Here is a 12,808-nt window from a genome sequence, read left to right as displayed (position 1 = left end):
AACAGATCATCATCCGCCATGCCAATGGCTACGAGACCTCCTACAATCACCAGAGCGCCTTTGCCAAAGGCATCGAACCGGGCGTTCATGTCCGCCAGGGCCAGACCATCGGCTTCCTCGGTCAGACCGGCCTCTCCACCGGTCCGCATCTTCACTACGAGCTGATCGTCAACGGCACCAAGGTCGACCCGATGCGCGTGCGTCTGCCGGTCGGCAAGGTGCTGAAGGGCGACGACCTGGTCGCTTTCAAGCGCGAGCGCGAGCGCATCGATGAACTGCTCAAGCAGGAAGACAGCAATCCGCTGAAGGTCGCGAGCGCCAAGATCGAAGGCTAATGCATGTCGCCCAGAAGTGTGCCGCGGCTCTGGGACAAGGACATGTGTCAAAACAAAGACTTAAAGCGCGTCGTATGATCCGTTTCAGCGCGACGCGCTTTAAGCCGTCACACTCGACGCCGGCGAATCATAATCGCCCCATCAGAGCATTCCGAATCGGGTCGGCTCCGAATCAGGTCGACTGCTCCTCTTCGGCTCGTGACCAAGGCAGCTTTTGCCCCGAAACGGTGGCCCAGGCGATAATAGCGGCAAGGAGGCAAAGCACGGCCGTCACTGTCGACACGGCCGCGAACGCCGCATCGCTGGCGGCGAGCCGTGTTGCATCAAGGTCTGACGCCAGGCCGGCCAATGCCGGTTCTCCGAACCCCGGAATGCCCGGCCTGACGCTGGTATCGAGCATCGTCGAATAGACCCAGGCCGCGAGCGAGCCCATCGCCGCCACAGCAATCAGCCCGCCAATGCGCGAAACCGCATTGTTGATGCCGGAAGCGGCGCCGGTATCCTTGTCCTCGACCGCGGTCATGACCGCCGTCGACAGCGGCGACACCACCAGCGCCATGCCGAGCCCCATCACCGCCATCAGTGGAAAGATACCGGTCCAGAAATTGTGCATGCCGGCATGAGTGAGCAAAGCCAGCCCGGCAAAGGCGATGGCGACCACCAGGCAGCCGCTGGCGATCGGAAAACGCGGACCGATGCGATCCGACCACTGGCCGACGAGACCCGACAGCAGCGCGATCAACGCCGACAGCGGCAGGAAGATGAAACCGACCTCTTTGGTGCTCAGCCCCCATCCGGCGATCAACAGCATCGGCAGGTAGAACAGATTGGCCGACAGCGCGAAATACAGGAAGAAGGTGGCGAGGTTGGCGCCGGCGAAGGCGCCGATCCGAAACAGCTTGAGATCGATCATCGGCTCGCGCTGCCGAAGCTCGAAGACGATGAAGATGATAAGCAGCACGGCGCCTGCGGCGATGCTCGGCCCCGACATCAGCCCGCTGCCTTCGGCGCTCATCGAGGTCAGTCCGTAGGCAAGCGCCCCGAAGGCAAGCGTGGCGAGAGCGGCGCCGCCGAGATCGAGGCTTCGCTTCTCCGTCGGCGCGTCGGCGGGAATCTTGGCCAGCAGGAGATAGATCGAGATCAGCCCGAGCGGCAGGTTGACGGCGAAGATCGCCCGCCAGATACCGCCGCCAAAGGCCGACAGGACGAAGCCACCGAGCACTGGACCGAGCGCCGTCGTCAGCGCCGAGGCGGCGGCCCAGATGCCGATCGCCCGGCCGCGCTCCTTCTTCGGATAGGCCTTGGCGATGATGGCGAGGCTGCCCGGCACCATGATCGCCGCACCAAGGCCCTGAATGGCGCGAAAGGCGATGAGCACCAGCGCATTCGGCGCCACCGCGCAGGCCAGCGAAGCGACGATGAACAACGCAATGCCGGCAACGAAGGCGCGCCTGAGGCCAAACCGGTCGCCGGCGGCGCCGCCGGCCAGAATCAGCGCCGACAGCGTCAGCGCATAGGCGTTGGAAATCCACTGGACCTCGGCCAGGCTGGCGCCGAGGTCGACGCGCATTGCCGGCATGGCAATGGCCAGGATCGACCCGTCGATGAAGCCGAGCGCTGACGCAAGGATCGCCGCAACCAGCACGAACTTGCGCTGCGACTGCGGGCAAAATGTACCGTTGGAAAGCGACCTGGTCAGGGGAACGGCTGCGGCTTCACTCGGAGACTTCATCAGCGCCTGCTTAGACTTGTTGCGGGCCGGCAACAACCAGCCAGCGCCCTGCGCTCATGAATCCAGCTTAGATGTCGGCCTGCCTTATGGGCAGGCCGACATCACTGCGCTGGAGCGCTCACTTGCTCCGCAACATCATCGGCCGAGGGACCGCCGACGAACTCGACGGTGACGCCCGGCGACACCAGCTTGGCCAGTTCACGCGCATCCCAGTTGGTCAGGCGCACGCAGCCATGGCTTTCGGTCTTGCCGATCTTGGAGGGATCGGGCGTGCCGTGAATGCCATAGGTCGGCTTGTCCAGCGCAATCCACACCGAGCCGACCGGGCCGTTCGGACCCGGCGGGATGGTCAGGATCTTATCGTTCTGGCCCTGCTTGAAATTGATGCTGGGGTTGTAGGTGTAGTTCGGATCGAGCGCGACGCGCGACACCGTATGGGTGCCGGTCGGCGAGGGCGTGTCGGCTGAACCGATGGTGGCCGGATAGGCCGCGACCAGCTTGCCACCGGCGTCATAGGCGAACACCTGCTTCTTGTCCTTGTCGGCGACGATGCGGGCAACCGGCGTCGCCACCAACCTGCCGAAATTGGCGACCTTGATGATGGTGCCGGGACGGCTGAAGTCGGCCTCGGGATTGAGCCCCTTCAGGTAGTTCTCGTCCATGTGGAACCGTTCGGCCAAGGCTTCGGTGACGGAGGTGTAAGCCATGCGGTCGAGCTGCGCCTTCTGGCTGTAATCCTCCGGTATCGAGGCGACATAAGGCCCGGCCGCGTCCTCGGGCGTGATCGTATAATTGGCGAAAGCATCGCCACCGGTTTGCGCCAGCGCAGCCTGGATGCCGACCGCGTCGGTCGAGCGCAGATTGCTGCCGGTGATCTGGTTATAGGCGGCAAGCGCCTTGTCGACATTGGAGCCGAAGCGCCCGTCGACGACGCCGGGTGAAGCGCCGGCGCGGTCGAGCAGCACCTGCAAGGCGGCTACATCCTGGCGTGCGCCGAGTGAAAGCGAGGGATCGACCACGGTCTTGCCACCGGCTTTCGGCGGCAGCGCGGCCTGGTCGGCGGGCGCCGCCGGTTCGGCGGGATCGATAGAGGCTTCGTTCAGCGGCTGCCGCTTGACGGGCCGCGGTTCAGCGGATTTCGGCGCTTCCGGATAGGTGTCGCTGTCATTGGCATCATCCTGCGGAGCGGCCCCGAGGAATCTGTCGCTTTCAGGATCGTATTCATCAACCGGCGGGCCGGGGATTCGTCCCTGATCGTCCAGTTGCCTGCGGCGGAAACGCGCCATGTCTTCGGGATCGTCGAGATAGTAGCGGTCGTCGTCTTCGACCGGTGCGCGTCCAAGCTCACGTGCCCGCATTTCCCGGCGCAGCGCGCGGCGGTCGAGCCTGGTCTGCGGCGGCTGGATGGCGATGACCTTGCCGGTCTCGGCATCGACGATGACGCGGTTGCCCCTGGCGTCGTAATAGATGTCGAGATTGCCGTCCTGGGCAAGCACAATGCCGCCGCTATCGGCGGCGCGGACGGCCGGCAGTGCGTTGTCCACAGTCGGCGATGCCATGGCGCTGGACGTGAGCAGCCCGGCGGCGAGCACCGAAAAGGCAAGGATCGTGCGGAACATGGTGGTCAAACTCTCCGGTACTTACAGCGCCGCGCGTCCGTTTGGACGCGCAAAGGACGCTGTAACACTTCATGTCTGCGCATGATCCTTTCCGAAAATCGAATTTCGATTTTCGGGGTCATGCGTAATTGCCGCCGCCCGGCAGTGTTCCCACCAGAACGTTCTCGCCACCATTTGGATGCGCAAGGAACGCCCTGATCGTCAAAAGCCTGCAGGCAAACCCCTTCGCCAGCAAACCACAACATAAGCTTTCCAACATGAACCGGGCATGAAGATGGCGGATTACTGGTTGCTACAGGCCCAATTCCTTGCGCGTCTGCTTCGTCAGCTTGAGGACGACGAGGCGGTGGCTTTCGCCGAGATAGTCCTTCAGCGCATCATCATCCATGCTCTGGCTTGTCTGACGCTGGATCCATTTCATGCCGCGCGAGGCGAGATAGGGCGCCGGCCGGCAGCCGGGCTGATCCTTCAGCACGTCATAAGCCATTTCAGAGCATTTGAAGGTGACGAAGACGCCACCCTCCCGGTCATGGCCGGCGATGGTGAAGACCTTGCCACCGACTTTCCAGACATCGGCCCCGCCCCACTGCACGACGTGCGTCGTCTGCGGCAGCGAGGCGCAGAAGCTGTTGTAGTCGTCCAGCGTCACCTGCACCCCCGTCAAAGGATTGTTGTTTCATAACAAAACGCCGCGCGTCCGGTCGGACGCGCGGCGTTGGATCAGGCTGCCGCGTCGGTCGGCACCACAGTGGGCCTGGACCGGAAATTCAACCGGTCGGAGCCGGCGGTGACCTTGACGGTCGAGCCGTCGAGTATCTCGCCAAGCAGGATTTTTTCCGCCAGCGGATCTTGCAGGTCCTTCTGCATCACCCGCTTCAGCGGCCGCGCACCATAGGCCGGGTCGTAGCCCTTCGCCGCCAGCCAGTCGATCGAATCCTGGTCGAGCGACAGTGTGATCTTGCGGTCGGCGAGCAGGCTTTCCAGCCGCTTGAGCTGGATCTCGACGATGCGGCCCATATCCTGCCGGCGCAGCCGGTGGAACAGGATCACCTCGTCGACGCGGTTGAGGAACTCCGGCCTGAACGAGGCTCTCACCACGCTCATAACCTCGTCGCGCACGGCATCGACGTCCTGCTCTTCGCCGAGATTGACCAGATATTCGGCGCCGAGGTTCGACGTCATGACGATCAGCGTGTTGCGGAAGTCGACCGTGCGGCCCTGCCCGTCGGTCAGCCGCCCGTCGTCGAGCACCTGCAACAGCACGTTGAAGACATCCGGATGCGCCTTCTCGATCTCGTCGAACAGCACGACCTGATAGGGCCGGCGCCGCACCGCTTCGGTCAGCGCACCGCCTTCCTCATAGCCGACATAACCGGGAGGCGCTCCGATCAGCCGGGCGACCGAGTGCTTCTCCATGTATTCCGACATGTCGATGCGCACCATGGCGCTCTCGTCGTCGAACAGGAAATTGGCCAGCGCCTTGGTCAGTTCGGTCTTGCCGACGCCGGTCGGTCCGAGGAACATGAACGAGCCGATCGGCCGGTTCGGATCCTGCAGCCCGGCCCGGGCACGACGCACGGCCTTGGACACCGCCTGTACCGCTTCGCCCTGGCCGACGACTCGCTTGCCGATCTCGTCTTCCATGCGCAGCAGCTTGTCGCGCTCGCCCTGCAGCATCTTGTCGACTGGAATGCCGGTCCAACGCGACACGATATGGGCGACGTGGTCGGGCGTGACCACCTCTTCGACCATGCCGGCCTTGCCGTCCTGGGCTTCGGCTTCCTTCAGCTTCTTTTCCAGTTCCGGGATCTTGCCATAGGCAAGCTCGCCGGCGCGCTGGAATTCACCCTTGCGCTGGGCAATGGCGAGGTCGTTGCGGGCCGCGTCGAGCTGCTTCTTGAGGTCAGCGGCGAGGCCAAGCTTCTGCTTCTCCGACTGCCATTTGGCGGTGATCTCGGTCGATTCCTCCTCGAGGCCGACGAGTTCCTTTTCGAGACGCGCGAGCCGGTCCTTTGACGCCTCGTCCTTCTCGACCTTCAGTGCCTCGCGCTCGATCTTGAGCTGCATGATGCGGCGATCGATCTCGTCCAGCGCCTCGGGCTTGGAATCGACCTGCATCCTCAGCCGCGACGCGGCCTCGTCGACAAGGTCGATCGCCTTGTCCGGCAGGAAACGGTCGGCGATGTAGCGGTTGGACAAGGTCGCCGCCGCGACCAGCGCCGAATCCGAGATGCGCACCTTGTGGTGCTGCTCGTACTTCTCCTTGAGGCCACGCAGGATCGACACGGTATCTTCCACCGATGGCTCGTTGACGAAGACCGGCTGGAACCGGCGGGCAAGGGCCGCGTCCTTCTCGACATGCTTCCTGTATTCATCGAGCGTGGTCGCGCCGACGCAGTGCAGTTCGCCGCGCGCCAGCGCCGGCTTCAACAGGTTCGAAGCGTCCATGGCGCCATCGGCCTTGCCGGCGCCGACCAGCGTGTGCATCTCGTCGATGAACAGGATGATGCCGCCGGCCGCCGAGGTGACTTCGTTGAGCACGGCCTTCAGCCGCTCCTCGAACTCGCCGCGATATTTGGCGCCGGCAATCAGCGCGCCCATGTCGAGCGCCATCAACTGCTTGTCCTTCAGCGATTCCGGCACGTCGCCATTGACGATGCGCAGCGCCAGACCTTCGGCGATCGCCGTTTTGCCGACGCCCGGCTCGCCGATCAGCACCGGGTTGTTCTTGGTACGCCGCGACAGCACCTGGATGGTGCGGCGGATCTCGTCGTCACGGCCAATCACAGGGTCGAGCTTGCCGGCGCGGGCATCGGCGGTAAGGTCGCGCGCGTATTTCTTCAGCGCGTCATAGCCCTGCTCGGCGCTCGCCGAATCGGCGGTACGGCCCTTGCGGACGTCGTTGATCACCTGGTTCAGCGCCTGCGCTGTGACGCCGGCCTTGGACAGGATATCGGCCGTCTTGGCCGACTTCTCCATGGCCAGAGCCTGCAAAAGCCGTTCAACCGTGACAAAGCTGTCGCCGGCTTTCTTGGCCAATTCCTCGGCGGTCGAAAACACCTTGGCCAGCGGCTGCGCGAGATAAAGCTGGCCGTTGCCGCCTTCCACCTTGGGCATGGCCTCAAGGGCGGTCTCGACGCCAAGCTTGACGTCGCGCACGTTGCCGCCGGCGCGCTCGATCAGCGAGGCGGCCAGCCCCTCATCGTCATCGACGAGGACCTTCAGCATATGTTCGGGAGTGAATTGCTGGTGATTGCGCGAGAGCGCCATGGTCTGGGCGGACTGAATGAATCCGCGGACGCGCTCGGAGTATTTCTCGAGGTTCATATCTGTCTCCTTCCATCACCGGCCCGCTTTGCGGCACCGGATCAGATTGCGGTGACGGACCCGCTCATCCGAGCCGGGTCCAGTTCACGCCAGATATGGGGCGCAAGCCATTGCCGCTCAAGACGTCCGGCTGATGATATTGCATCGCCGAGCAAACGAAAACGGCGGAGATTTCTCTCCGCCGTTTCATCGACTTATGTCTTGTGGGTCAGTTGTTGGCGTCGACGGCGAACGGGTCGCCGGCAGGGCTTTCGGCCGGCGCCGCATCAACCACGTCAACAGCGGCAGCGGTCTCGCCGGCGCCATCCACCACCTTGCCACCACCAGACTGTTCGTCACCGACCTGATCGGCATTGTTGCGCGGGCGGCGCGGACGCCGCGGGCGACGGGCAGCGCCGCTCTCGGCGGCTGCCTCATTGAGTTCGGCCCGGGCGGCAAGAGCCGCCGGCGACAGGTTTTCGTACAGCGGCGCCGGCTCGGAGAAACCGCTCTCGGCTTCGGGCTCAACGGCGGAAACGGTTTCCGCCTGTGCCGGGGTTTCGGTGAAGCGCTGCTGGTCGCCGCGCTGGCCGTTCTGCTCGCCACGCTGGGCAAAGTCGCCACGCTGGTCGTTCTGGCCATAGCCGCCATTGGGGCGGCGGTCACGGTTACGGCCATTGTTGTCGCGGCCGTTGTTGTTGCGGCCATTATTGTCACGGCCATTATTATCACGGCCACTGTTGTTCTCGCGGCCGTTTTCCTGGCCGTATGCGAGTTCGGCCGGCGTGCCCTCAATCGTCGGCTGCGGACCGTTGCCGTGGTTCGCCATCGGCGCTTGCGTCTCGCCGCCATTGCCGCTGCCGGCATTGTCAAAATCGTCGCGATCTTCATCGTCGTCGAATTCGTCGCGGTTCTGCGGGGCATTCTGGATCGGCATCTGCGCCTGTGCGGCGGCAATGATGCGGTTGTAGTGCTCGGCGTGCTGGAGGTAATTTTCCGCCATAACCCGGTCGCCGGAGCTTTGCGCATCACGGGCCAGAGTGGCGTATTTTTCGGCGATCTGCTGAGCCGATCCACGGATTTTCACGTCCGGGCCGTTGCTCTCGTAGTTGCGCGTCAGGGGATTTGGGCCCTTGCGGTTGTTGTTGTTGTTATTGTTGTTGCCACCGCCGCCGCCATTGTTGTTGCGACCGCGCATGCGCCTGTTCTGCTGTTGTGGCCTCATAAGACTCTCTTCATTTTGAAATTTTCGAAAAACGTTTCACGAACGGAGGCGCTCATGCAGCCAGCCGTTTCGTTTCTTCACCGGCGTTCGCCCGCATCAATTGCGTTGGCGCCACGTGTCATCCTGTTCCGGTTACATCACTTGCCGGACGATTCCCGCACGAAGCTTGGGCGTCGTTTGCGCAAGAAGGCAGCTATTTCCGAGGAAAACCGAATCGCTAAGAGCACTGCCTGCTTCGTCTCATCCGGTTAGGGCGGACCCTAGCCGCATTCCCCGGCATTGCCAAGCGCTTTTTTGCACTGCGTCAAGGCTTTCCCTGTTCAAACATAAGAACCCTGTCGTTTCCGCCAAGGTCGACAAATGCCCCGGCCAGCCTGTAGCCGGCTGCCGCGAATATGTCTTTGACCTCATTGCGCTGCGTGTGGCCGATCTCGACCGCTATCTTGCCTTGTGCTTCCAGAAACTTTGCCGCCTCGGCGGCGATGATCCTGTAGGGGCCAAGACCGTCCACACCGCCATCAAGGGCTCTGTGCGGATCGAAATCGCGGACCTCGTCCTGCAGATTTCCAATGTCTCCAGACGGTATATAGGGAGGGTTTGCGGCAATTACATGGTATCGGCCCGAAACTTTTTCGAACCAGTCGGACTGCAGCCCCACGAACCGGCCGGCGAGTCCAAGTTGCTCGGCATTGCGTATCGCGGTTGCCAGCGCGTCGTGCGAAATATCGACCCCGGTGGCGGTCGCGGCCGGAACCGCGCTGAGCAGCGCCAGCGCTATCGCGCCGGTACCGGTGCCGAGATCGAGGATACGGCATTCCCCCAGCCTTTCGGCCGTCGCTCCGGCAAAAGGCAGGATCGCCTCGACCAGCGTTTCGGTGTCCGGCCGCGGCTCCAGCGTTTCCGGCGACAGCGACAGCCGCAGGCCGTAAAACTCGCGAAACCCGAGGATGCGGTGCACCGGTTCGCCGGCCATGCGGCGCTGCAGAGCAGCGCCGATTGCGGCAACCGCACCCGCATCGACCGTCCATTGCGGGTCGGCGATCGCCTGCGTCCGGTCCGTGCCGGAAAAATGTTCGACGATCAGCCTGGCATCCAGCGCCGAGTCGGAAAGGCCGGCCGCGGCAAGCCGCTCCCGCGCCACCCGCAACAACGGCCCGAGCGCGCCGGGCAACATGTCAGCCATCGAGGCCAATATCGGCGAGCAGCTTCGACTGATGGTCGGCAATCAGCGCATTGATGACCTCATCGAGCTCGCCCATCATCACCCGGTCGAGCTTGTAGAGCGTCAGGTTGATACGATGGTCGGTAAGGCGGCCCTGCGGGAAATTGTAGGTGCGGATGCGCTCCGAACGGTCGCCCGAACCAACCTGCGATTTGCGTGACTCCGAGCGCTCCTCGTCCGCCTTGCTGCGCTCGAGGTCGTAAAGCCGCGCACGCAGAATCTGCATGGCTTTCGCCCGGTTCTGATGCTGCGACTTCTCCGCCTGCACCACCATGATACCGGTCGGCAAATGGGTGATGCGCACGGCCGAATCGGTGGTGTTGACGTGCTGGCCACCCGAACCCGAGGCGCGCATCGTGTCGATGCGGATGTCTTCGGCGCGGATGTCGATGTCGACCTCTTCGGCTTCCGGCAGAACGGCCACCGTCGCCGCCGAGGTGTGGATGCGCCCGCTGGCCTCGGTCGCCGGCACGCGCTGCACGCGGTGCACGCCGGATTCGAATTTCAGATGGGCAAAGACGCCCCTACCGGAAATGGTGGCGATGATTTCCTTGAAGCCGCCGGCATCGCCGTCGCTGGCCGACACCGTCTCGAAGCGCCAGCCGCGTTCGGCGGCATAGCGCTCATACATGCGAAACAGGTCGCCGGCGAACAATGCCGCCTCATCGCCGCCGGTGCCGGCGCGGATTTCAAGGATGGCGTTCTTGTCGTCGGCCGCGTCCTTGGGCAACAGCAGGATCTGGATGTCCTTCTGCAGCTCTTCGATACGCGCTTCGACGCCCGGCAAATCTGCCTCCGCCAAGGCCCGCATCTCTGCGTCGGTGCCCTTGTCGGCAAGCATCGCCTCGAGGTCGGCTTGCTCGCGCTCGACTGAGCGCAGTTCCCTGACCTTGGCCACCATGTCCTGCAGCTCGGCATATTCGGAAGCCATCTTCACATAGGCATCGGCCGCCGGGCCGGCCGACATCTGCGCTTCGAGCATCTCGAAACGCTTGACGACCTGATCCATACGCTCGCGGGGAAGATTGACCATGGCTAATGCTATAGCGGGATGGAGCGGTCGTCGGCGAAGGCCTGCAGCAGCGCCCGCATCGGCAGCCCTTGAGCTGGCGCCATCAGATTGTCGGCAAAGAAAGCCTCCAATTCCTCCAGTGGCAGTTCGGTCAACATCGCCTTGACCGGGCCGATCGAGGCTGGAGACATCGAGATCGAGCGGTAGCCGAGGCCGATCAGCGCCATGGCGGAAATGGGTTTTCCGGCAAGCTCGCCGCACAGCGTCACCGGCGTGTGGTTGCGAACCCCGGCGTCGGCGATCTGCTTCAGAACCCGCAGGAACGGCGTCGACAGCGTGTCGAAGCGGTCGGAGAGCTGCGTGTTCCCCCGATCGACCGCCATGACGAACTGGAACAGGTCGTTGGAGCCGACCGAGACGAAATCGACCGCCTTCATCAACTCGTCGAGCTGGAACAGCAGCGACGGCACTTCCAGCATGGCGCCCACCTTGAGGCTGGTCGGCAGATGGTGGGCAAAGCGGGAGAGATGCCGCACTTCGCGGTCGATGATCTCGCGCGCCTGGGCGATTTCGCCGAGCTCGGTCACCATCGGCAGCATCAGCTTCAGTTCGCGCCCGCCGCAGGCCTTCAGCAGAGCGCGGATCTGGGTCCTGAGCAGACCCGGCCGGTCGAGCGTCAGCCGGATCGCGCGCCAGCCGAGCGCAGGGTTTTCTTCCTGGACAGCGCCCTTGAAGTAGGGCAGCACCTTGTCGCCGCCGATGTCGATGGTGCGGAAGGTGACCGGCTTGCCACGCGCCGCGTCCAGCACGTCGCGGTAGAGCCGCTCCTGCGCCTCGGCGCGCGGGAAGGTCGAGGCGACCATGAACTGCAATTCGGTGCGGAACAGGCCGATGCCGGCCGCACCCGCCTCGGCCAGCTGCGGCAGGTCGACGGCCAGGCCCGCATTCATCAGCAGGTCGACCTGGACGCCGTCCTTGGTCACCGACGGCTTCTTGCGCAGTTCCCGGTAGACTTCCTGCCGGCGCGCCCGGAAGCGCACTTTTTCGGCATAGGCAGCTTCGAGGTCGGGCTGCGGCCGCAGATGGATGGTGCCTTCCTCGCCGTCGACGATGATGGCATCGCCGTTTTCCGCCATGGAAACGGCGCCCTTCATCTGGCCGGCGACCGGAATGCCCATGGCGCGCGCTACGATGACGACATGGCTGGTGGCAGCGCCGTCTTCCAGCACCACGCCGCGCAGCTTGTCCCTGGGATAATCAAGCAGTTCGGCCGCGCCCATCGAGCGCGCGACCAGGATGGCATCCTTCGGCAGTGACGCCGCGACGTCGTCAGGCCCGCGCCCCATCAGCTGGCGCAGCAGCCGGTTGGCGAGATCGTCGAAGTCGCTCATCCTCTCGCGCAAATAAGGATCGGTCATGTGCAGCATGCGGGCGCGCATGTCGCTTTGGACCTTTTCCACCGCCGCTTCCGCTGTCAGGCCGTTGCGGATCGCCTCTTCCAGCCGGCGCACCCAGCCGCGGTCGTTGGCAAACATGCGATACGCTTCGAGCACCTCGCGATGTTCGCCCTCGAAGGCGACATCGCGCCGCTCCAGCATGTCGTCGATAGAAAGCCTGAGCGAACCGAGCGACGTCTCCAGCCGGCGCACCTCTTCCTCACTGTCCTCGTTGAACAGATTGGTGACGACGATGCGTGGCTCATGCAGCACGACATGGCCGAGGCCGACGCCCTCGTTGAAGGACAGGCCGGTAAAGCTGACGGGACGGCGCAGATCGAGTTCGAGGCCGGGCCGGGTCAGGCGAGCGAGATCGCCGGTGGCGATCATCTCGGCGATCACCATGGCGGTCGTTTCCAGCGCCTCGACCTCGTCGTCGCGGTAGTGGCGCATGGTCTTGTTCTGCACCACCAGCACGCCCAGCGTGCGCCCTGCCCTTAGTACCGGCACGCCGAGGAAGGAATTGTAGATCTCTTCGCCCGTCTCCGGCAGGTAGGCGAAGGCCGGATGTTCCTGTGCATTGGAGAGGTTGAGCGGCCGCGCGCTCGCGGCAATGGTGCCGACGAGGCCCTGCCCCAGCCGCAGTTGCGCCAAATGGACGGCGTTCGGGTTCAGACCTTCGGTGGCATAGAGTTCGAGCACCGAATCGGCGCGCAGCACATAGAGCGAGCAGACCTCGGCGACCATGTTGGAGGCGATGTCGCGCACGATCCGGTCGAGCCGCTCCTGCGGCTCCAGCGGCTCCTGCATGAGCTCGCGGAGCCGTTTCAGCAGAACGCGCGGGCCGCTGGCCGTATCACGCATCGCGGCTTCTTCTCCAATGGGCATTTTGCCCGCCGCAGTTTCCACTGCGACCGGCGC

The 12,808-nt window shown here is 63.9% G+C and carries 9 protein-coding genes (1 of these 9 only partly in view); 1 reads left to right on the top strand and 8 read right to left on the bottom strand.

The genetic code is table 11. The features are described 5' to 3' along the window. Positions 1 to 335: the 3' end of a M23 family metallopeptidase gene (locus X730_RS152200; RefSeq protein ID WP_023686664.1), read on the top strand. The gene continues 1,636 nt to the left of window position 1, outside the view; the window shows 335 of its 1,971 coding nt (coding positions 1,637-1,971); its start codon lies off the left edge, out of view; the stop codon is at positions 333 to 335. 172 nt (positions 336 to 507) lie between these two features. On the opposite strand, the gene X730_RS152205 is transcribed toward X730_RS152200, so the two are convergent. From X730_RS152205 to ptsP, 8 genes are all read right to left on the bottom strand, one after another. Next, on the bottom strand, positions 508 to 2,067 hold the full coding sequence (locus X730_RS152205; RefSeq protein WP_023686665.1) for an MFS transporter: 1,560 nt from the start codon (positions 2,065 to 2,067) through the stop codon (positions 508 to 510). Positions 2,068 to 2,168: 101 nt separating this feature from the next. Further along, positions 2,169 to 3,686 (bottom strand): L,D-transpeptidase family protein, encoded by a 1,518-nt coding sequence (locus X730_RS152210; RefSeq protein WP_023701438.1) that lies wholly within the window; start codon positions 3,684 to 3,686, stop codon positions 2,169 to 2,171. 292 nt (positions 3,687 to 3,978) lie between these two features. Next, positions 3,979 to 4,335: an MmcQ/YjbR family DNA-binding protein gene (locus X730_RS152215; protein ID WP_023685771.1), complete on the bottom strand. Its 357-nt coding sequence runs from the start codon at positions 4,333 to 4,335 to the stop codon at positions 3,979 to 3,981. Between the two features lie 71 nt (positions 4,336 to 4,406). Further along, the gene (gene clpB / locus X730_RS152220) at positions 4,407 to 7,013 is read right to left on the bottom strand and encodes an ATP-dependent chaperone ClpB (RefSeq protein WP_023672968.1); all 2,607 of its coding nucleotides are present in this window, start codon (positions 7,011 to 7,013) and stop codon (positions 4,407 to 4,409) included. 208 nt (positions 7,014 to 7,221) lie between these two features. Next, positions 7,222 to 8,217: a DUF4167 domain-containing protein gene (locus X730_RS152225; protein ID WP_023672969.1), complete on the bottom strand. Its 996-nt coding sequence runs from the start codon at positions 8,215 to 8,217 to the stop codon at positions 7,222 to 7,224. Positions 8,218 to 8,521: 304 nt separating this feature from the next. Continuing rightward, a complete protein-coding gene (prmC, locus tag X730_RS152230) occupies positions 8,522 to 9,400 on the bottom strand; it encodes a peptide chain release factor N(5)-glutamine methyltransferase (protein WP_023826292.1) in 879 nt (292 codons plus the stop codon). Continuing rightward, positions 9,393 to 10,472, bottom strand: coding sequence for a peptide chain release factor 1 (prfA, locus tag X730_RS152235; RefSeq protein WP_023672971.1), 1,080 nt, complete (start codon positions 10,470 to 10,472; stop codon positions 9,393 to 9,395). The genes prmC and prfA overlap by 8 nt, the downstream gene beginning before the upstream one ends. 8 nt (positions 10,473 to 10,480) lie before the next feature. After that, entirely contained in the window at positions 10,481 to 12,751 is a 2,271-nt protein-coding gene (gene ptsP, locus X730_RS152240) for a phosphoenolpyruvate--protein phosphotransferase (protein WP_023672972.1), read from the bottom strand. Positions 12,752 to 12,808 lie beyond the last annotated feature (57 nt).

Origin of the sequence: Mesorhizobium sp. L103C131B0, assembly GCF_000502275.1 — a bacterium.
In the GTDB taxonomy this organism is placed as follows: domain Bacteria; phylum Pseudomonadota; class Alphaproteobacteria; order Rhizobiales; family Rhizobiaceae; genus Mesorhizobium.
This window is presented reverse-complemented; position numbering and strand designations above follow the sequence as displayed.